The following is a 20,052-nucleotide window of genomic DNA, read 5'->3' on the forward strand; positions in this document are numbered from 1 at the left end:
CCTACGTCCGCCTGACGACGAGCGCCAGCGACGCGGTGCCGGCCAGGGCCACTCCGGCGAGCAACAGCCACCCGGTCCGGTAGGACGCGGTGTCGGCCAGCCAGCCGAACGCCGGCGGCGCCAGCAGCGCCCCCGCGTTGAGCGCCGTCTGGCCGCCGGCCGTCGCAGCCCCAACTTCCTCTGGGGGGACCAGTGCCGTCATGCAGGCGTAGTAGAGGCCGGTAAAGCCCAGAACCGTCGCGCCGACGCCGCCGACGACGACGAGGACGACGGGGCGCGGGAGCCCGGGGAGCGCGAGCGCGGCGAGCAACACCACGCCGAGCGCGGCCTGCCAGGTGAGGACCGTCGCCGTCGCCCGGGCCTCCGGGGCGTCCCGGCGGTCGGCGAGCCACCCAGCCACGACCCGGCCGGCGCTGCCCGTCGCCTGCATCGCGGCAAAGCCAAGGCCGGCGACGGCGACAGAGACCTCGACGGCCTCGGTCAGGAACAGCGTCGTGTAGGCGACGGTCGTGAACAGCGCCGCACCGAGGAAGAACCCGCCCCCGGTGAGCGTGACGTAGGTCCGGTTTCGCCCGAGTGCGCGGAGGTCCGGGAGGCGCCAGGCCCCGGCGGGCGATCCCCGGTAGAGGAGCGCGAAGACGGCGGCGGCGACGGCGGCCAGGCCGCCCGCGAGCAGGAAGCCGAGGTTCCAGGCGCCGACGCTGGGCGCGAAACTCACCACCAGCAGCGCCGCGAGGCCGCTGCCGGCGGTGACGCCGACCTGTTTGATGCCCATCGCCCGCCCGCGCAGCGCCGCCGGGACCCCGGTGACGATAGCGCGGTTCGTCGCCGGCATCGCCGTCGCGTAGGCACCACCGAGTGCGACGGCCCCGAGCGCCAGCAGGCCGACACCGTCGGCGAGACCCACGGCGACGACGCTGCCCGCGAGCGCGAGCAGCCCGGCGACCATCACCGGGCGTTCCCCCGCGCCGTCGACGGCGGCCCCCACCGGAAACAGGGCGACAGTGTAGCCCAGCGTGGCCGCGGTCACCACCAGCCCGAGGTGGAACCGCGAGACGCCCAGCGACTCGTGCAACAGCGCCGTCCCGGCAAACAGGGCGTAGAAACAGGTGCTCGCGACGACCTGCCACCCGGTCACGAGCGAGAGCGGTCGGAGCGCCGACCAGAGAGAGGCCCGCTCGTCGGACACGCTCACTCGTGGTGGGTCGGGGCCGCGTCCTCGACGACGGCACAGGCCAGCGTCTCGAAGTCGGCCGTCTCCGGGACGACGTCGACAGCGACTCCGGCCGCCTCGGCCGTTTCCTTCGTGGGTTCCCCGATAGCGCCGACCGTCGCCGCCTCCAGTCCGTCGAGGACGGCGTCCCGGAGCCCCCGGTCGTCGGCGGCCGCCAGGAAGTTCCGGACGGTGAGCGAGGAGGTAAAGAGGGCCGCGTCGAGGGCTCCGTCGGCGGCCAGTTCGGTCGACTCGCCGGCGCCGGCGGGCCGGACCAGGCGGTAGAGTATCGTCTCGTGGACGTAGGCGCCGGCCGCCTCGAGGCCATCAGTCAGGACCGCCGAGCCGTGGTCAGAGCGCGCCACCTCGACGCGGGCGCCTGCTACCTCGTCGGCCAGTCGGTCGACCAGGCCGGCCGAGGAGTACTCCTCGGGCACGACGTCGGCCTCGTAGCCGGCCGCACGCAGGGCGTCGGCGGTGGCCGCTCCGATGGCACACACGGTCGCGTCGCCGGGATCCCACCCCGCCTCGGCCGCGAGTTCGACGCCCGTCTTGCTCGTCAGGACGACGTAGTCGGCGTCCTCGCGGGGGGCCTCGCTGGTCGGCTTGACGGCCAGCATCGGGTCGGGGACGGGGTCGGCACCCAGCGACTCCAGCAGTTCGACGGCGTCGGCGAGGCGTTCGTCGTCGGGCCGGAAGACGGCGACGCGCAGGCGGGGCGACTCCCGCATCAGTACCCCTCCAGGAACTCGACGACCTGTTCGCGCTGGCCGGCCACGTCGCCGATGACCGTGATGGCGGGCGGTTCGATGCCCTCGGCGTCGCGCACCTCGACGATGGTCTCGAGGGTACCGGTGGCGACGCGCTGGTCGGGCCGGGTCGCCCGCTCGACCAGTGCGACGGGCGTTTCCGGTTCCATGCCGGCCTCGAGCAGGGCGGCGGTGTAGTCGGGCAGCTTCCCGACGCCCATCAGGACGACGATGGTCCCACCGGTGTCGGCCAGCGCTTCCCAGTCGACCATCGACTCGTCCTTGGTGGGGTCCTCGTGGCCGGTGACGAAGGAGACCGACGAGGTGTGGTCGCGGTGGGTCACCGGGATACCCGCGGCCTGCGGGCCGGCAATGGCGCTGGTGATGCCCGGGACGACCTCGAACGGAATCCCGTGATCGGCGAGATGGACCATCTCCTCGCCGCCGCGGCCGAAGACCGTCGGGTCGCCGCCCTTCAGCCGGACGACATTCTTGCCTTCCTGGGCAAGTTCCACCAGTCGAGCGTTCGTGTACTCCTGGGGCGTCCAGTCGCCGCCGGCGCGCTTGCCGACGTCCTCGCGTTTCGCTTCGGGAATCAGCCCCAGGATCTCCGGGCCGGGGAGTTTGTCGTGTAGCACCACGTCGGCCGTCTCCAGGAGGTCCCTGGCTTTCACCGTCAGCAGGTCGGGGTCGCCGGGGCCGGAGCCGACGAGGTACACTTTGCCGACGTCCCCGGTCATGCGTCGCCGTCCTCCTCGGTGGCGGTGGCGGCGTCGTCGTCCGCGCCGCCCGCGTCGCGCTTGGCCGCCGCGATGAGGTCGGCGGCCCCCTGGTCTGCGAGTTCGGCGGCGTAGTCCCGGGCGGCCGCGACGTGGCGTTCGACGGGCAGGTCGCGGCTCGAGCGGATCTCCTCGTCGCCGTCGCGCGCGAGCACCCGGACGTTCGTGTGGACGACGCCGCCCTGGAGCGTGGCGTAGACGCCCAGCGGAGCCACACAGCCCCCGCCCAGTTCCGCGAGGATGGTCCGCTCGACGGTGGTCTCGACGCGCGTCCGCGGGTGGTCGAGTCGGTCCTTGATTCGCTCTGCCAGGTTGCCGTCCAGGGCCGTCACCGCGAGGGCACCCTGGCCTGGCGCGGGGACGAACGTGTCCGGGTCGAGGTCGGTCAGTTCGACGTGATGGCTCAGGCCCGCTCGCTCGAGGCCCGCCCGCGCCAGCACGATGGCGTCGTAGGGCGTCTCGACGTCCCGTTCCATGGCCCGCCGGTGTAGTTCCGGCAGGTCGTCGAACCACTCCTCGACTGTCCGGTCGTAGGGGTGTTCGTAGTCCTCGTCTCCCGCGTTGCCCTTGCGCTCCTGTTTGGCCTCGTGGCGATCCTGGTGTTCGGCCTGGAGCGACGGCGCGAGCAGCTTCTCGAGGCGCGTGTCGACGTTCCCGCGAAGCGGTTCGACCTGCAGGTCCGGGCGCTCGGCGAGCAACTGTGCCCGCCGCCGCAGACTCGACGTGCCCACGACGGCATTTTCGGGCAGTTCCTCGATCGAGCGGCCCTCGGGCGTAACGAGCACGTCGCCGGCGGCTGCACGCTCCGGGACGCCGGCCACCACGAGGTCGTCGGTGCCTTCGGTGGGCATGTCCTTCATCGAGTGGACCGCGGCGTCGACGTCGCCCGAGAGGACCCGTTCGTCGAGGCTCCGGACGAACGCGCCGGTCTTGCCGAGCCGGTGGATGAGCTCGTCGCGAATCTGGTCGCCCGTGGTCTCGACCTCCACGAGTTCGACCGAGAGGCGCCGCCCGCCCAGCGCCTCCTGGACCGTCGCGGCCTGTCGCAACGCGAGGTCCGACCCCGCGTCGCCAGCCGTAGTGTCTCCCCGCGTGTAGTCATACCCGATGGTCGTTCGCCGGCGCGTAAAAGCACATCCACTTCGGCCCCGCGGCCGGCCCAGGGTCACCAGGGTTCGTTCTTCAGGCCCAGGCGGTACGCGATGCCGTTCGTCGCGACGTGGAGTATCGGCGTCGCGACGACGACGACGACCAGCACCGGCAGGGTGAACGTGGCGCCGAACCAGGCCGGCGCGACGACGAACGCACACGCAAGCGCGCCGACGACGAAGTCGAGCTGGTCGAGGCCGGGGAACGCCGCGCCCCGTTCGCGGCCGCTCCGTCGCTTGATGAACGAGGCCCCGATGTCTCCGAGCATCGCCCCCAGGGCGAGGCCGAACCCGGCGGTGAGCGGAAATCCCGGGAGCGAGTGCCCGACGAGTCCGCTCGCGGCCGGCGAGAGGGCGTCGAGAACCAGCGCCGCGAGGGTGCCGGCAAGCGTCCCGGTGGCGGTCCCCCGCCAGGTCTTCCCGTCGCCGAGCAGTCGGCTGTCGCCCATCGTCCGCCCGCCGTCTATCGGTCTGCCCCCGCCGGCCAGCACAGCGGCGTTGTTGGGCACGTACGCGGGCAACATCGCCCACAGCGCCGTCGCGACGACCCCGAGTGTGTCCATGTTCGCGGCGTCACGGCCCGGGGTAATAATCCGTGTGACTGCGGGCGAGTGCCGCCGGAGATGGAGCCGTTTCGTCCGAGAGAGTGATGGTACCCTGAGAGACCGCGCTGCTGGCCCGCCAGCCCGTCGCCGGTTGCGTCGTCGGGTGCCTGTGACCGACCGCCGGCAGGAAGGGAAGGGCTGATATTGCGTCACCGACACGTACCGGTATGGACTCCTCCACGTCGTGGAAGCGTGACTTCGCGAGTGGACTCATCGTCCTGCTTCCCTTTCTCGTCACGACGTACGTCATCGTCTACCTCTACAACATCCTCGCCTCCGCCGCCGTCATCCCCGCCATCGACTCCGAACTGCTGCTCGCGCTCGGCCTGCCGGCCAGCGCGACGGCCGTGGAACTTGCCCGCGTGGTCACGACGCTAGTCATCTTCGTCCTCATCGTCTTCTCGACGGGCTACCTGATGCGGACGGCCTTCGGCGACATCGTCGAAGGACTGCTGGACGACTCGATGAACCACATCCCGGGGCTGCGGGTGGTCTACAACGCCTCGAAGATGGCCATCGAGACGGCCGTCGGCGGCACCGAAGAGCTCCAGAGCCCGGTGAAAATAGAGGTGTGGGATGGGATGCGGATGACGGCGTTCAAGACCGGCAAGACGACCGAGGACGGCCGCGACGTCATCTTCCTGCCGACGGCCCCGAACATCACGACGGGCTTCGTCATCGAGGTCGAGTCACACGAGTACGAGGAGACCGACGAACGCGTCGAGGACGCGCTGACGCGCATCCTGAGCGCCGGGTTCGGCGACACGGCCGAGCGCAACCGGCCGATCCCGGTCGTCGACGACGACGATTAGACGGTCAGACGTACGTGAACCACTCCTCGCGCTCGCCCGCGTCGATGACGTCGAAGAAGGCGGTCTGGATGTCGTCGGTGACCGGGCCCTTCGTCCCCGCGCCGATCTCGTTGTCGTCGACGCTCCGGATGGGCGTGACCTCGGCGGCGGTGCCGGTGAAGAACAGCTCGTCGGCCGTGTAGAGTTCGCCCCGGGAGATGGTCGCCTCGTCGTGGACGGTGTAGCCCAGCTCCTCGGCCAGCGTGATGGCGGTCTGGCGGGTGATGCCCCCGAGGATGGACTCGGCCATCCCGGGCGTGTAGATCTCGCCGTCGCGGACGAGGAAGATGTTCTCGCCGGGCCCCTCCGCGACGTTGCCCTCCTTGTTGAGGACGATGGCCTCCGTGTAGCCGTTGGCGCGGGCCTCCTCGCCGGCGAGCATGCTGTTGACGTACAGCCCGGTCGTCTTGATGTTGGTCGGGATCTGGCTGGAGGCGTGTTTCCGCCACGAGGAGACCATGACGTCGACGCCCTCCTCTAGGGCCTCCTCGCCGAGATACGCTCCCCACGGCCACGCCGCGATGACCGTCTCGGTCGGACAGCTGCGCGGGGAAACGCCCAGCGAGTCGAACCCGTAGTAGACGATGGGGCGGATGTAACAGGACTCGAAGCCCTCGCTGCGGATGAGTTCGACGGTGGCGTCGGTCAGTTCCGCCTTCGAGAAGTCGATCTCGAGGTCGTAGGGCTTGGCCGACTCGTAGAGGCGGTCGAGGTGTTCCTCCCAGCGGAAGATGGCGGGGCCCTGCTCGGTGTCGTAACAGCGCACGCCCTCGAAGACGCCGGTGCCGTAGTGCAGCGCGTGCGTGAGGACGTGAATCTGGGCGTCCTCGAAGTCGACGAACTCGCCGTCCATCCAGATTCTGTCTGCCCCCTCGAACATCTCCGGCCGGTCGCTCACAGCGACCACCCCCCGGCGGCGTGATACCTGTCTGCGATGCCGGCCGATAGCTCGTCGTGTGTCATAGCTACCCCATCGAATCCCTCGGTTAAGAGTGTTGACGGTCCGCGTGCGGGTCGTCGATTCGCCACACGGTCACAGCGCGGGACCGCCGGCCCTCACGTGACGGTGAACCCCTCGTCCCGCAGGAGGGGAACGACCCGCTCCTCGTGGTTCCCCTGCAGTTCGATGTGGTCGTCCCGCACCGTCCCCCCACACGCGAGCCGTGACTTCAGCGTCGACGCCAGTTCCGCGAGGTCGACGTCACCGGCGTCGAACCCCTCGATGATCGTCACCTCCTTCCCGTAGCGGCGCTCGTCGATACGGACCGACAGCTCCTGGGCTTCCCGCGCGACGTCCTCGCAGATGCAGAGTTCTTCCGGGAGTCCACACGTCGGACAGGTCGCTGCCATTACGTGTGCGTACGGGTCCCACACATATTATTGCTCGCCACCGCTGGCGAACGCTGGACAGTGCCGGTACCGAAAGACCAGCGATGAACAGCCAGAAATCCCCCGTGCTCTCAGCTCCCGCGCCTCGCTGCGCGCTCACTTCGTTCGCGTGCTTGCGTCGTCGGGGTTCGCTGAGAGCACGGCCCCTTTCAATCCCGCCCGTTGTGGTCAGCCGACCGGGAATTTCTGGCACTTCCCACGCAAACTCGCGCAACGAAGCACTGCCCGGACGCCGAGCGTGACTGTCACCCCAGTCGCTCGTCGAGCGTCGCGCCCTCGACGTAGACCAGCCCCTCGCGCTCGGCGTAGGCTCGGGCTTCGGTCGGGGGGAGCGCTTCGCCGGTCTCGTCGTCGAGCATCTCACAGACCACCGCCGCTGGCGGCCGGTCGGCCGCGCCGGCGAGCGCCACGCCGAGTTCGGTGTGGCCCTTCCGGTCGGCGAGCAGGCCCGGGGCCGCCCGGAGCAGGTGGACGTGGCCCGGCGAGCGGAACGTCTCCGCGAAGGCCGCCGGGTCCGGGTCCGTCGCCGCGGCGGCGAGTTCGCGGATGGTCAGCGCGCGGTCCGCGTCGGTGATGCCGGTGTAGGTGTCGCGGTGGTTGACCGTGATGGAGAACGACGACCGCTCGTCGTAGCCCAGGTCGTGGTCGGCCGACGTGGGGTGCTCGAGCACCGACTGCATGAAGGGGAGGTCGAGCGCGTCGCCGACGGCATCGGAGAGCGCGACACAGACCAGCCCGCCGGCGTCGTTGCGCATGCGCGCCACGTCCTCGTGGGTGACGGCGCCGGCCGGGTAGACGATATCCGTCTCGCCCTCGCGGTCGGCGGCGTCGTGGATCAACACTGGCTCGCCGCGAGCGAAGGCGGCGACGGCGTCCGCCGCGGCGTCGGCGTCGGTCGGGGCGTCCTCACTCTGCGACATGGACGATCACCTCGTCGCCGTCGGCCAGCTCCAGCACGTCGCGGAGTTTCTCGGGTGCGATGAGCTCGAGTTGCTCCTCGCCGTGGTGGGTCCGTTCGGGCGCGATGACGTGGGCCGGCTCGTACTCGCCGTCGCCACTCTCGACTGAGGCCGCATAGCAGTACGCCGGGCCGTAGGTTCGCTCGTCGTCCTCCCAGCCCTCGATGGTGACCGGTTCGAGCGCGCCAAGTCGCGCGCGTTTCCGGACGCTCTCGTCTGCCAGTTCGACGTTGAGCGTCCCCGCAAACGGCTCGTAACCCAGTTTCTCGATGAACTGCTCCATGTAGCCCGGCAGCGTGATGTAGTGGCGGCCCTCGCCCATCCCGGAGGTGACGATGCCGCGTAGGTCCACGCTCGCGTCGGCCTCGAAGATGCGCCGGTAGTCGGCGTACTCGGACTGGAGGCGCCCCTCGCCGGCAGCCGTGATGCGGACGTTCTGCCCGTCGCTGACGATGTCGCGCTCGAGCAGGCCGGCGTCCTCAAGTCGCTGGAGGCGCCGTGACGCCGTCTGGTTCGACGCGTCCAGCCGGCCCGCCAGGTCCGCACAGGAGACCTTGGTCCGTTCGTCGAGCGCGCCGTCGAGCGCGAGCAGCTTCAGCGTCGCGAGCTCGTCGCGCCCCACCGCGTGCCCCGTAGATTCGGCCATGTCCCGACGTTGGCACCGTCTCCGGAAAAGGATACCGAATGTGAGATGCGTTCCAGATGTGGAACAGTGATGGACTCGCGTCGGGTTGTCGGTCCCGGCGGCGACCGCCGCTCAGTACTCGACGACCGGGTCCCGCGCCCAGAACTCGCTTTCCTTGTCCAGTTTCGGGACCCAGGTGTCCGCCTCGCGGGCCAGCATCGCGACGCGGGAGGGCTCGACTTCCTTGAGCGTGTCGTGGTCGGGCAGGAACGTCCCCACCTGCTCGGTGAACGCACGGACCTCGTCGTGTTCGGGCATCGAGTCGCGATCCAGGCGGCCCCGCGAGTGGCCGACGTGCATGTAGGCCTTCAGCTCGACGAAGTCGGCGTCCGCCCGGTCGCACATCGCCGCGTACCAGGCCGGGTGGTGCATGTTGTGGCCCTTCACGAGCGTGGTGCGGATGACCGTGCGCGTCTCGTCTTTCGTCGCCAGCACGTCAAGCGTCTCGACGAGATTGTCCCAGGCGTCGTCCTCGACGGCCTTTACGGTCGAATCGAACGTCTTGCGATCCGGGGCGTCGACCGAGACGTACAGCTGCGTCGGGTCACAGCGGTCGAGCATCTCCGGATTCGTGCCGTTCGAGACGAGGAAGGTGGTGATGTCGCGGGCGTGGAACTCCTCGATCAGTTCCGGCAGGTAGGGATACAGGGTGGGTTCGCCGTCCAGCGAGATGGCGACGTGTCGCGGCTCCATCGCCTCCTCGAAGCGCTCGCGGGGCACCTCGTCGTGGCCGCCGAATCCCGAGAGCAGTTTCTTCTGGAGTTCGAGCGAGGCGTCCACGACGGCGGCTGGGTCGTCCCACTCGACGTCGCCCAGCTCGTAGGCGTGGCCCGCGTGGTCCCGCCAGCAGAAGACACACCGCTCGTTGCACTTGACGACCGGCGTCATCTGGATGCAGCGGTGTGACTCGATGCCATAGAAGGCGTACTTGTAACACTTGCCCTCTCCGCGCAGGGCGTTTTTCGTCCAGCCACACGACTGGGCGGCCGTGTGGTTCTCGCTGTGGTAGTTCGGGTCGTCTACCTGCATGGGCCCGTCCGATTCGCTCATCGTCGAAGCAATCGGCGGCGAGACTAAAACATCCTTTCGTCCGTGACGAGGTAGTTCCCCGACCCAATCGTGCTTCGACCCTGTGGGAGTCCACGGCGAGACCGTCCGAGAGGACGGCCCAGAGAGAACAGGTTCGGACGGCACACGACAGGACTCGTTTCCGACAGTGAGAACCCTTCCACGGAATAGTACAAGAATATCGCGGCTATTTGACCTCAGAAAAGGCATAGTACAACTATATACGGATCACAGAAGTTCTACTCCCATATTCAGTGACCATATCTATTCTTTATAATACCATAGTTGTAGATTCGAGTTTCGTTCCGAACAGTCCGGTTCCCGCTGTCCGCCAGTCACCGGGCCGTGATACACCCCCGAGCGAGCCGATTTCGGCCGAGGGTAACATCTAAGTCCCACTCCGCCGAGACACCGAACGTATGCGCTCGATGCCGCCGATAGGGCTGGGTACCTTCCAGAATACCTATCGAGACGAATGTATCGACAGCGTCACCACCGCGCTCGACGTCGGCTATCGGTTCGTCGATACGGCCCAGGTCTACGACACGGAGGCGTTCGTCGGCGACGCGCTCGCGGCGAGCGCGGTCGACCGCGAGGACGTCTTCGTCGCGACGAAAATCTGGAACGACAACCTCGCCTACGACGACGTCCTCGAGTCGTTCGAGGCGAGCCGCGACCGGCTGGGACTGGACGTCGTCGACCTTCTGTACGTCCACTGGCCGGCCGGGGCCTACGACCCCGACTCGACGCTCGCGGCCTTCGACGAGCTCTACGACGCGGGGAAGATACGCCACGTCGGCGTCAGTAACTTCACCCGCCCGCAGCTGGAACGGGCCCAGGCGGTCCTCGACGCGCCGGTGTTCGCCAATCAGATCGAGGTCCACCCCCTCTGTCAGCAGTCCGACCTCCGGGCGTACTGCGAGGCCGAGGACATCGAGGTCGTCGCGTACTCGCCGCTTGCCCGCGCCCGCGTCATCGGCAACGACGAACTGCAGCGCATCTCCGCGAAACACGACGCGACGGTCCCGCAGGTGAGTCTCGCGTGGGTCCGCGAACAGGGCGCGACGCCGATTCCGATGGCCCGGACGGAGCCACACATCCGCGAGAACTACGAGTCGCTCGACCTGGAACTCGACGAGGCCGATCACGAGGCCATCGCTACCCTCGACAGCGAACAGCGGACCATCGACCCCGAGTACGCGCCCTGGTGAGGGCACTGACCCTGCGGGGGAATTCGTGTACAGCCAGCGAGAACGGGAGTTCGGACCCTACCGGTGTCCGGTGGTGATGAGGTTCGTCAGCGTCGCCTTGTCGACCTCCGACGGCCGGACGACCTCCGCGATCTCGCCCTGGTAGAGGACCGCGATCCGGTCGGCCAGATCCAGCACCGACTCGAAACTGTGGCTCACCACCACCTGCGTGTGACCCTCCTCGCGCAGCGTCCGCATCGTCTCGTGGACGAGGTCCGTCCCGGCCACGGAAAGCGCCGACGTCGGTTCGTCCAGGATCAGCACGTCCGGATCGAACGAGATCGCCCGCGCGATCGCGACCAGCTGGCGCTCCCCGCCCGAGAGGAACGAGACTTCCGAGTGCGGGTCCAGGTCCAGGTTCAGGTAGTCCAGGATCTCCGCGGTCTCACTGTAGGTCTCGTTCCAGTCTATCAGTTCGACGGGCCCCACGCTCAGACGCGACGGGAACTGGTCCATGTAGACGTTCGTCGCGATGTCCAGCTCGTTCATCAGCGCGAGGTCCTGATAGACCGTCTCGATGCCCATCTCCCGCGCCTCGCTCGGGTTCGAGAACGTCACCGGCTCGCCGTCGTAGTACATCGTTCCCGAGGTCTGTTCGTGGACCCCACACAGGATGTTCATCAGCGTCGACTTCCCCGCCCCGTTGTCCCACCAGCGCCAGTATCTCCCCGTCCCTGACCGTCAGGTCGATCGACTCCAGCGCCACCAGACGGCCGAACTGCTTCATGATGTCCTCGAAGCGGACCTTCGTGTCGGGCGCCTGGCTCGTCGCCGAGCTGTCGGACGCGTCTTCGGCGTGGCTCATTGTGACACCTCCGCGGCGAGGACCCGCTGCCGGATGGTCGAGCGCGTGTTGTACAGCAGGATGGCGACCAGGAGCACGGCCCCGTTGACCGCCTGAATCTGGGCGATGCCCACCCCGCTGAGGTTCAGCGCCGACTGAATGACGCTCAGCAGGAGGACCCCGCCGAGCGCACCCGAGACCTTCCCGCGGCCGCCAAAGAGGCTGATGCCCCCGATGACCGCCGCGGCAAACGCCGGGAACACCATCCCGCTTGCCGTCTCCGGCGAAACCGTCGTCGTAAACCCGGTCAGCATCAGCCCGCCCATCGCCGACAGCAGCCCACTCAGCCCGTAGACCGCGATTATCATCCGGTCGGTGTTGATACCGACCGCGCGCGCAGACTCCTTCTCCGAGCCCAGCGCGTAGATCGCCTGCCCGATGTTCGTCTGGCTCATCAACACCGCCGCGACGGCGAACGTCACCAGTAGCAGGCCGATGGCGTATTCGGGCGTGCTCCCCACCACGGTGTACCCCTCCGGGAGGTCCGACACCGGGAGGCTACTCAGCGATATCTTCAGCCCCTCGAAGATGATGAGGAAGGCCAGCGTCTGCAGGAACGGGTTGACGCCGAGCTTGCTGATCATGACGCCGTTCGTCGACCCGATTACCGTCCCGACCGCCAGGATGACGACGAACCCGAGGACGGGTTCCGAGAAGACGGCCCACTTGCTCGGCGAGAGCATGAGCGCCGTCAGCATCGCCGAGAAGCCGGCGATAGAGCCGATCGAGAGATCGAAGTGCCCCGAGATGAGACAGATCGACTCGGCCAGCACGAGGAATCCGAGCCCGACGGACCCGTGTAACAGGAGTTCGACGGACCGCATGTTGCGGAACGTCTGTGGCACGAGGATCATCACGCCGACCAGCGTCAGCGCAAGGATCGGCCAGATCATGTTGTCCAGGAGAGTGAGCACGACGTCGTCACTCCCCGTGTCCGGACGAAGCAGGTTTACGACGCTCATGGTATCTCTCTTTTAACACACATTAATAAACGTTCGGGGGACGTTATCCCCAGATGTTACCCCAGAGGTACGGTTCGTCGGCGTTCTCTTCGGTGACGGTCACGGAGTTCGTCTGGAACTGGACGTGGCCGTCCTTCTCGACGATTTCGGCGGGTGCCCACACGGGTTCGGACCACAACTCGACGCCCTTGTGCTGTGCAGGCTCGATGGTGAGGTCGTCGGCCGTGATGGTCGTGCCGACCTCCGGAATCTCGTCTTCGCCGTCGCCCTCGACGTACTTGCGCATGTACGCGAGCGCGATGGGCCCGTAGAAGTAGTTGGGCTGGTCGATGGCCGCGTCGATGTAGCCGTCGTTGATTCCTTCGATGACCTGCGGGCCCGCGTCAAGTTGCACGAGGACGACGTGGTCGTCCTCGCCGCGCTTTGCCGCCAGGCCGGCGTTCTTCAGCGCCGTCAGGACGCCCAGTCCCATCGAGAGGTTGGCCGAGTAGATGGCGTCGGGCGCCCCGTTGGCGTTGATCCACTCCGACGTCGCTTGCTGGGCCGCGTCGCGGGTGAACTCGCCGGGCACCTTGTCGGCGATCTCGAAGCCGTCCGTATTCGAGATCTTCTCGACGAACGGCTCGTCGCGCTGCTGGGTGATCTGCTGGGCGGGAGCGCCCATGACGTCCAGGATCTGGTAACTGTCCTGGTCGGGTTTCTCCTCCTCGAGTTCGGCGATGGTCTGCTCGGCGGCCGTCTCCGCCGCCGCACGGTTGCTGAACGCGACGTACATCGTCACGTTCTCCGTCGTCGCGTCGACGTTCGCGGTGAAGACGGGCACGCCCTGCTCGGTCGCCTCGTCGATGGCGGGGTTGACCGCCTCGGAGTCCCATGTGTTGACGAGGATGCCGTCGTAGCCTTGGTTGGCCATCTGCCGGATGTCGCTGACCTGTTTCTGGCCGCTCTCTTGGTTGCCAAACTCGTTGTAGTCGAAGTTCTGGTCTTTCGCGTAGAACTCCGTCGCCTCCAGGAAGGCCGTGATCCACGCCCCACCCCGGAAGTACGTCGAAAAGCCCATCGAGAGCTGGGACTGCTCGGTCGTACTGCTGCCCCCGCTCTCGCCGTCGCCACCGTCGCCGCCGCCGTCGCTGCTGCCGTCACCACCGCCGCCGTCGCTACTGCCGTCACTACCGCCGTCCGACCCACCGTCGCTGCCGCCACCGTTCGACGAGCAGCCGGCGATGCCGGCGAGGCCCGCGGCGCCCGTTGCTTTCAGAATACGGCGTCTGCTGATGTCGAGACTCTGTCGGTCTGGCATATCCATTGAAATCGTGCACGGAGGGATATAAATAATTTTCCCACACAGACCGGTAGCCGGAGGACGAGCGACGCGGGAGCGGGGTACACAGCAGGTACGTTTAAATATCCCCGACAGTACCTTTCGGGACAGATGTCTCCCAAGGTCGTCATCACTGACTCTACCTACCCGGACGCATCCATCGAGCGAGAGGTGCTCGCCGACGTCGGTGCGACCGTCGAACTGGCGAACGCGCGGACGCCGGCGGCGGTGATCGAGTCCGCGACCGGCGCCGACGCGCTGTTGAACCAGGAGACGGAGCTCCCGGCGGAGGTCTTCGAGTCACTGGACGAACTGGAGGTCGTCGCCCGGTACGGCGTCGGCGTCGACAACATCGACCTGGAGGCGGCGGCAGCACACGACGTCTCCGTGCTGAACGTGCCGTCCTACTGTGAGAGCGAGGTCGCGACGCACGCGCTCACGCTGCTGCTCGCCTGTCGGCGTCGGGTGCCGCTGTACGACGGCCGGGTCAAAGGCGGCCAGTGGGACTGGAAGGACGGCCGCCCGATACCGGCACTCGAAGGGAGCACCGTCGGGTTCGTCGCGTTCGGCAATATCGCACAGACGTTCGCCGCGATGCTCGACGGGATGCCCGTCGAGACGGTGGCGTACGACCCCTACCAGTCGGACGAGGTATTCAGGGCCCACGACGTCGAGTCCGTCTCCTTCGAGACGTTGCTCGAGCGGGCCGACTGCGTCTCCGTCCACGCGCCCCTGACCGAGGAGACGCGCGGCCTGTTCGACGCCGAGGCCTTCGAGCGGATGAACGACGACGCCGTCCTGGTAAACGTCGCCCGGGGACCGGTCGTCGACGACCAGGCGCTCGCCGACGCGCTCCGCGCCGGCGAGCTGGCCGGCGCGGGACTCGACGTGCTCCCGGAGGAGCCACCGGAGTCCTCGCCGCTGTTCGACATCGACGAGGTGGTGCTCACGCCCCACGTCGCGTGGTACTCGGAGTCGTCGATGGAGACGCTGCGGCGACGGGCGGGACGTGGCGTGGCGGCGTGTCTCCGGGGCGAGCGGCCGGACAACCTCGTCGTCGAGTGAGTGAACAGCGGGCACCCGAGCCCAGTTCCGCCACCGTCCGGCCCGGTAGCGGGCCCGGGTGAGCGCCCGATCCGACGATGTTGAACGCATCCGTGGTGCCGACTACCACGCACGCCTCCGCGGCGTGCCGGATGACTACATGTAAATGTCTGAGAACGGGGGCAGCACCCCAGCGGAGCGAGCCTTGCACCCGAGCAACTGGACGAGCCGACGGGCCGCTGTGTGGCAAGCAGCGGTTCAGCAGCGCGTGCAGCCGAATTGGTCGCCCCAGTCTGTCCAACAGTGTTGGAATAGATCGGAGCCGAATTCGGGGAAGTCGGCGTAGTCTGACCCCTCACGACGAGACCGCTGTGTCGGGCCGGGACCTGACGCCGACCGGAACCACCGGGTAGCAGCTCGATGACAGCGGAACTCGGCGGGACCGCTCGGCGGAAGCTGTGTGCGAGCCCGGCCGTATCGCTCGGGTGCCCCGAATCAGTGTAAAACAGTATTCAAGATGAGTAAATCGTTGTTCTCGTCACCGGCCACCGGAGATGTAGTGGTTGTACCGGAGTTCGATGACGTTGGCGGCGTTCTGGACGGCCTCGACGATGTCGTCGGCCACACCGTCGTCCCAGAGCCGGGTCCGCGGCCCGGAGACGCAGACGGCACCGACGACATTGCCTGTCGCATCGTCGACGATGGGGACGCCGACGGCGAGGATACCCTTGCGTCGGTCCTGGTCCTCGACCGAGTAGCCGCGCTCGCGCGTCCGGTGGAGCTCCTCGTGGAGCGCCTCGCGGTCGGTGATGGTGTGTTCGTTCGCTCGCGGGAGACCGTGTTCGTCGACGATCGCGTCGACCCGCTCGTCGGGCATGACCGACAGGAGCGCCTTCCCCAGTGCCGTCCAGTGCAGGTGGGTCTGCTCGCCCGTCGGCGCGTTGTCGTAGACCGCCTTGGCCGGCGACTCGGACTTGTAGACGAGGACGCGCTTGCCGCGCTGGGCGACGCCGAGGTTGGCGGCTTCGCCGGTCTCCTCGGCCAGTTCGTCGATGTGGCGCTTGGCCGCGCGGTAAAGTCCCAGCTGTCGCCGCGCGTAACTTCCGTGTTTCAGGAACTTCAGGCTCAGCCGGTAGGTGCCGTCGTCCTTGAGCACGTATCCGGCCTGGTGGAGCGTGTTCAGGTGGACCTGTGCGGTGCTCGGCGGTATCTCGAGGTAGTCGGCGAGTTCGCTCACGCCCGCGCCGTCGAGTTCCTGTAGCGCAGTGACGACTGTGAACGCCTTTCGACCCCCTGGAGTGTGTTCGTCGAGGTTCGCTGGTCTGTCATTGGCTGCCCCTGCCTATAGAATAAGAACCGTGACACTAAGAATTTTCGATAACCACATATTCATTCAAGATAGTTAAACGCGAACGCGAGGACGTCGTATCCGAGGGCGGTGGTCGACGAGCACGCGAACGGAGGGAACGTAATAACAATCGTACCCCCGTTAGTGTCTGCCGGTCCGCTACTCGAACAGTCGGGTGCCAGCGGCAGCAGGCGAGAATCCGGTTCCGTCTGCGACGCCAGACATTCATCATCACCCAATTCAGATACAAAATCCGCGGCCCTTCGGAGTTATATCGACGAACAACAGAACATTTTGAGTTAGCAACCACCTATTCAAGATTATTATTAGCATATTCTCGATTATAGTCCATATATTTACAGCCATATGAGAGATATTGGGCCTTTGTAGGCTAAACACAAAGTTATAATCACAGAAGGCTGTTTCGTGGTTCAGTCCAGCAATCGTTAGTTCCGCAACTCTGTGTCTGCCGCCGAAGTGTGTTCGCCCGGACAGGTCGAGTGAAAAGCCAGGCAGTGTCGAAGTATCTGAGAGTGTCCGTGTACACCGGTGATTGCCTACTCGTCGCGAGACAGCCGCGTCGAACGAGACCGCGGAGTCCTGTCGCCCCCCGTCGTCGGGTGGGAGCGGCCGCCGGGGGACCCACCGGCAGCGGGTGAGTCCAAAGGTCTAAGCACTCGCAGAACAGAAGTCTATCCACTATGAGCACGGAGACAGACGCCGGGGACGATCTGCGAGAGCGCATCACGAACTTCCTGCGCCGGAACTTCCCGCAAATCCAGATGCACGGCGGCAGCGCGGCCATCCAGGAGCTGGACCGTGAGGAGGGCAGCGTCACCATCCAGCTCGGCGGTGCCTGCTCGGGCTGTGGCATCTCGCCGATGACCATCCAGGCCATCAAGACCCGCATGACCAAGGAGATCCCCGAGATCAACGAGGTCGTCGCGCGGACCGGCATGGACGGCGGCGAGGGTATGTCCGGTGGCGCGGGTGGCATGAGCCCGTCGTTCCCCGGCGAGTCCCGCGGTGGCGACGTCGGCGACGACGACGAAGGCCCGGAAGCGCCGTTCTGAGTCCGGATTTCTCCCATCTTTCGCGCCGTGTAGCGACTGCTGCGAGCCGTCGGCTCCCCCGACCGACTGCACGGTCGGCACGGAAGTGGTTGCGGTCGTCGCCAGAAAGGTGTGAGTCGAATCCAGGGAAGTAGTCTTGTATATTCTATTTCTGGCCCCATATCCACCGGACTGGATCGAGTAATCCAGTATAAGACTCGAAAATCTCCGATATCCGAGTAGAAACCAATTCTTGTGCCTACCGAGAGCGTACGAGTCTCCAGGAACGGACGACCGAAGCGGAAAGAGTCGATTCGGCGGTTACGCACCCTTCATCCCACCGCTGGCCAGACCCCCGACGACCCAGCGCTGGACGATGGCAAAGAACACGACCACCGGAATCATCGCGACCGTCGCGGCGGTCAACAGCAGCTCCCAGGCGACCGTGTTCTGGGACGGGAACAGCTGCAGGCCAAACGGGAGCGTCCGGGTCGCCGCGGTCTGTGAGAGGATGGAGACGAACAGGAAGTCGTTCCACGAGAGGATGAACGTGTAGAAGCCGGCGACGGTGATTCCCGGCAGCGACAGCGGCACGATGATGCGCCAGAGGATGTCGATGTGCGAGCAACCGTCCATCTTCGCGGCCTCGTCGAGCGACTCCGGGATGTCGTCGATGTACCCCTTCAGCAGTCAGGTCCCCAGCGGGATGCCGAGCACCGAGTGGGCGATGATGATGCCCAAAAGCGAGTCGATGAGGTTCAGCGAGAACATCAGCAGGAAGAAGGGGATGAGGGTGAGCACCCGCGGGAGCATCTGGGTCCCCAGGAACGAGAACAGCAGGCCGGCCCGGGCCGGGTACTCGAACCGGGACAGCGAGTACGCTGCCAGCGTCCCGACGACCAGCGTCAGGACCGTCGTCGAGGTGGCGACGATGGTCAAGTTGATGAAGTACTGCTGGAAGAGCCCGGTCGAGAGCACCGAGACGTAGTTCTCGAGCGTCAGTTCGCTCAGCCCGGGCACCAGCCGCGGCGAGTACAGGAAGTCCGGCGACGTGAACGTCGCAAGCACCATGTACGCGACCGGGAGCAACAGGAAGGCCATGTAGACGCCGATGACGGCGTAGACCGCCAGCGCGCGCTTTGGCGACATGTCTTCGGCGAGCCACGCGTCGAGTCGGTCGGCGAACGAGCGGTCGGTCGCCGTCTGTGATTTCGTTTCGGTTGCCATTGTCAGTCTCGCGCCTCCAGACTGGCGTACACGACGGTGAAGACCATCATGATGATGAGCATCACGACGCCGATACTCGCGGGGTCGGTCCGCACGTTCTCGAATCAGAAACGCGACGCGAGCGGCTCCCGGCCTACATTTATTGTGCTGTGTCTGGTACGCCGACACATGCCAACCGTCCAGAGCCCGGAGAGAAAAGTCCAGGCGACCGTCTCGCTGACTGGGGCCGACCAGACACTGACAGTCAGCCGCGAGGGGCGCACCGTCGTCGCGTCGTCGCCGCTGGGACTGACCGCCACGTTCGACTCGACGGTCGAGGACGCGCCGCTGCCGACCGTCGAGGCCGTCGAGCGCGAGGACCGCGTCGTCGACGAGCGGTTCCGCACCACCTGCGGGAAGCGCCGCGACCACCACCACGAGGCGACCGAGGCGACGTTCACCTGCGAGTTCACCAACGGCGTGACCGTGGTGCTCACCGTCAGGGCGAGCGATCAGGGGGTCGCGTACCGCTACCGGCTTCCGGAGACGGGGTCCGTGCTCCTGTTCGAGGATCGGACGGCCTTTCGCCTCCCCCGGGACACGACGGCGTGGCTGACCCCGTGGGTCGAGAACCACGAGACCACCTCGCGACACGTCCCGCTGTTCACCGCCGCGGGGCGGTTCTGCACGCCGGGCCTCTTCGAGGTCAACGCGGACGACTGGGTGTTGCTCACCGAGGCCGAGGTCGACGGGACGACCCACGCCGCGAGTCTCCGGTCACACGAGCAGGACGCCGCCGTCGAGTTCGAACACCCGTGGACGCCGATCCGCTCGAAGGGCTCCTTCCAGACGCCCTGGCGGGTCGCCGTCGTCGGCGACCTGGGGACCATCGTCGAGTCCGACCTCGTGCCGGCGCTGGTCGACGGCCCCCGCACCGCCTCGTCGTGGGTCGAACCGGGCCGGGTCGCCTGGTCGTGGTGGTCCGAGAGCGAGAGCCCGTACGACCCGGACCGCCAGCGCGACTATATCGACTACGCCGCCGAGCGCGGCTGGGAGTACGTCCTCGTCGACGAGGGCTGGAGTCCCGACTGGCTCCCGGAACTGGTCGCGTACGCCGCCAAGCGGGACGTCGACTTGTTCGTCTGGGCCCACTGGACCGACCTCCGTGGCGCCGACGAGCGCCGCGAGAAACTCGACCGCTGGGCCGACTGGGGCGTCGCCGGCATCAAGATCGACTTCATGGACTCCGACGAACAGGGCCGCCTCCAGTTCTACGACGACCTGCTGGCCGACGCCGCCAAGCGGGAACTGCTGGTGAACTTCCACGGGTCGGTCGTCCCGTCGGGCCTGAAGCGGCGCTGGCCCCACGTCATGACCTACGAGGGGGTGATGGGCGCCGAACACCTCAAGTGGGCGACGCTGACCCCGAACACAACGTCACGCTCCCCTACACCCGCAACGCCGTCGGGTCGATGGACTACACGCCGGTGACGTTCTCGGCCGACTCCCGTCACACCACGGTGGGCCACGAGCTCGCGCTCGCGGTGGTCTACGAGTCGGGCCTCCAGCACTTCGCGGA

General features: G+C 67.0%; 19 protein-coding genes and 2 pseudogenes. 5 read left to right on the forward strand and 16 right to left on the reverse strand.

The window, feature by feature from the left end:
- Position 1 precedes the first annotated feature (1 nt).
- The 5 genes and pseudogenes from P1N55_RS10185 to P1N55_RS10205 form a co-directional block, all read right to left on the reverse strand.
- On the reverse strand, positions 2 to 1,195 hold the full coding sequence (locus P1N55_RS10185) for an MFS transporter (RefSeq protein WP_276275525.1): 1,194 nt from the start codon (positions 1,193 to 1,195) through the stop codon (positions 2 to 4).
- Complete coding sequence (locus P1N55_RS10190) at positions 1,192 to 1,944, reverse strand: uroporphyrinogen-III synthase (protein ID WP_276275526.1); 753 nt, start codon at positions 1,942 to 1,944, stop codon at positions 1,192 to 1,194. The genes P1N55_RS10185 and P1N55_RS10190 overlap by 4 nt, the downstream gene beginning before the upstream one ends.
- Positions 1,944 to 2,702, reverse strand: coding sequence for a uroporphyrinogen-III C-methyltransferase (cobA, locus tag P1N55_RS10195; RefSeq protein WP_276275527.1), 759 nt, complete (start codon positions 2,700 to 2,702; stop codon positions 1,944 to 1,946). The genes P1N55_RS10190 and cobA overlap by 1 nt, the downstream gene beginning before the upstream one ends.
- Positions 2,699 to 3,843 (reverse strand): annotated as a pseudogene (gene hemC, locus P1N55_RS10200) (hydroxymethylbilane synthase). Before hemC ends, cobA begins: the two are co-directional and overlap by 4 nt.
- Positions 3,844 to 3,906: 63 nt before the next feature.
- Positions 3,907 to 4,452 carry a CDP-2,3-bis-(O-geranylgeranyl)-sn-glycerol synthase gene (locus P1N55_RS10205; protein ID WP_276275528.1) on the reverse strand — a complete coding sequence of 182 codons (546 nt, stop codon included), beginning with the start codon at positions 4,450 to 4,452 and terminating at the stop codon, positions 3,907 to 3,909.
- Positions 4,453 to 4,661: 209 nt separating this feature from the next.
- Here P1N55_RS10205 and P1N55_RS10210 point away from each other — a divergent pair, with 209 nt between their 5' ends.
- The gene (locus tag P1N55_RS10210) at positions 4,662 to 5,306 is read left to right on the forward strand and encodes a DUF502 domain-containing protein (RefSeq protein WP_276275529.1); all 645 of its coding nucleotides are present in this window, start codon (positions 4,662 to 4,664) and stop codon (positions 5,304 to 5,306) included.
- Between the two features lie 4 nt (positions 5,307 to 5,310).
- Here P1N55_RS10210 and P1N55_RS10215 read toward each other — a convergent pair whose 3' ends face one another.
- The 5 genes from P1N55_RS10215 to twy1 form a co-directional block, all read right to left on the reverse strand.
- Positions 5,311 to 6,243, reverse strand: coding sequence for a branched-chain amino acid transaminase (locus P1N55_RS10215; RefSeq protein WP_276275530.1), 933 nt, complete (start codon positions 6,241 to 6,243; stop codon positions 5,311 to 5,313).
- 158 nt (positions 6,244 to 6,401) lie between these two features.
- Positions 6,402 to 6,695 (reverse strand): translation initiation factor, encoded by a 294-nt coding sequence (gene yciH / locus P1N55_RS10220; RefSeq protein WP_276275531.1) that lies wholly within the window; start codon positions 6,693 to 6,695, stop codon positions 6,402 to 6,404.
- Positions 6,696 to 6,979: 284 nt separating this feature from the next.
- Positions 6,980 to 7,654 carry a 3,4-dihydroxy-2-butanone-4-phosphate synthase gene (ribB, locus tag P1N55_RS10225; protein ID WP_276275532.1) on the reverse strand — a complete coding sequence of 225 codons (675 nt, stop codon included), beginning with the start codon at positions 7,652 to 7,654 and terminating at the stop codon, positions 6,980 to 6,982.
- Positions 7,641 to 8,339, reverse strand: a complete 699-nt coding sequence (locus P1N55_RS10230) for a DUF120 domain-containing protein (RefSeq protein ID WP_276275533.1) — start codon at positions 8,337 to 8,339, stop codon at positions 7,641 to 7,643. The genes ribB and P1N55_RS10230 overlap by 14 nt, the downstream gene beginning before the upstream one ends.
- Before the next feature lie 111 nt (positions 8,340 to 8,450).
- A complete protein-coding gene (gene twy1, locus P1N55_RS10235; protein WP_276275534.1) occupies positions 8,451 to 9,428 on the reverse strand; it encodes a 4-demethylwyosine synthase TYW1 in 978 nt (325 codons plus the stop codon).
- 437 nt (positions 9,429 to 9,865) lie between these two features.
- Here twy1 and P1N55_RS10240 point away from each other — a divergent pair, with 437 nt between their 5' ends.
- On the forward strand, positions 9,866 to 10,657 hold the full coding sequence (locus tag P1N55_RS10240) for an aldo/keto reductase (protein ID WP_346429972.1): 792 nt from the start codon (positions 9,866 to 9,868) through the stop codon (positions 10,655 to 10,657).
- A gap of 57 nt (positions 10,658 to 10,714) precedes the next feature.
- Here the strand turns inward: P1N55_RS10240 and P1N55_RS10245 are convergent, their stop codons facing one another.
- From P1N55_RS10245 to P1N55_RS10255, 3 genes are all read right to left on the reverse strand, one after another.
- On the reverse strand, positions 10,715 to 11,317 hold the full coding sequence (locus P1N55_RS10245; protein WP_346429973.1) for an ATP-binding cassette domain-containing protein: 603 nt from the start codon (positions 11,315 to 11,317) through the stop codon (positions 10,715 to 10,717).
- Positions 11,318 to 11,497: 180 nt separating this feature from the next.
- Positions 11,498 to 12,502: an ABC transporter permease gene (locus tag P1N55_RS10250; RefSeq protein WP_276275535.1), complete on the reverse strand. Its 1,005-nt coding sequence runs from the start codon at positions 12,500 to 12,502 to the stop codon at positions 11,498 to 11,500.
- A gap of 43 nt (positions 12,503 to 12,545) precedes the next feature.
- Complete coding sequence (locus P1N55_RS10255; protein WP_276275536.1) at positions 12,546 to 13,802, reverse strand: sugar ABC transporter substrate-binding protein; 1,257 nt, start codon at positions 13,800 to 13,802, stop codon at positions 12,546 to 12,548.
- A gap of 132 nt (positions 13,803 to 13,934) precedes the next feature.
- On the opposite strand from P1N55_RS10255, the gene P1N55_RS10260 reads away from it, so the two are divergent.
- Entirely contained in the window at positions 13,935 to 14,888 is a 954-nt protein-coding gene (locus P1N55_RS10260; RefSeq protein WP_276275537.1) for a C-terminal binding protein, read from the forward strand.
- A 517-nt stretch (positions 14,889 to 15,405) separates the two neighbouring features.
- On the opposite strand, the gene P1N55_RS10265 is transcribed toward P1N55_RS10260, so the two are convergent.
- Positions 15,406 to 16,104, reverse strand: a complete 699-nt coding sequence (locus P1N55_RS10265) for an IclR family transcriptional regulator (RefSeq protein WP_407067180.1) — start codon at positions 16,102 to 16,104, stop codon at positions 15,406 to 15,408.
- An 812-nt stretch (positions 16,105 to 16,916) separates the two neighbouring features.
- Here P1N55_RS10265 and P1N55_RS10275 point away from each other — a divergent pair.
- A complete protein-coding gene (locus P1N55_RS10275; protein ID WP_276275538.1) occupies positions 16,917 to 17,288 on the forward strand; it encodes a NifU family protein in 372 nt (123 codons plus the stop codon).
- A 300-nt stretch (positions 17,289 to 17,588) separates the two neighbouring features.
- Here the strand turns inward: P1N55_RS10275 and P1N55_RS10280 are convergent, their stop codons facing one another.
- Positions 17,589 to 17,957 (reverse strand): carbohydrate ABC transporter permease, encoded by a 369-nt coding sequence (locus P1N55_RS10280; protein ID WP_346430028.1) that lies wholly within the window; start codon positions 17,955 to 17,957, stop codon positions 17,589 to 17,591.
- Positions 17,958 to 18,494 (reverse strand): carbohydrate ABC transporter permease, encoded by a 537-nt coding sequence (locus P1N55_RS10285; protein WP_276275539.1) that lies wholly within the window; start codon positions 18,492 to 18,494, stop codon positions 17,958 to 17,960.
- A gap of 168 nt (positions 18,495 to 18,662) precedes the next feature.
- On the opposite strand from P1N55_RS10285, the pseudogene P1N55_RS10290 reads away from it, so the two are divergent.
- Positions 18,663 to 20,050 (forward strand): annotated as a pseudogene (locus P1N55_RS10290) (glycoside hydrolase family 97 catalytic domain-containing protein); the annotation flags it as partial.
- Positions 20,051 to 20,052 lie beyond the last annotated feature (2 nt).

It is taken from the genome of Haloarcula regularis, from assembly GCF_029338315.1.
GTDB classification, from domain to species: Archaea; Halobacteriota; Halobacteria; order Halobacteriales; family Haloarculaceae; genus Haloarcula; species Haloarcula regularis.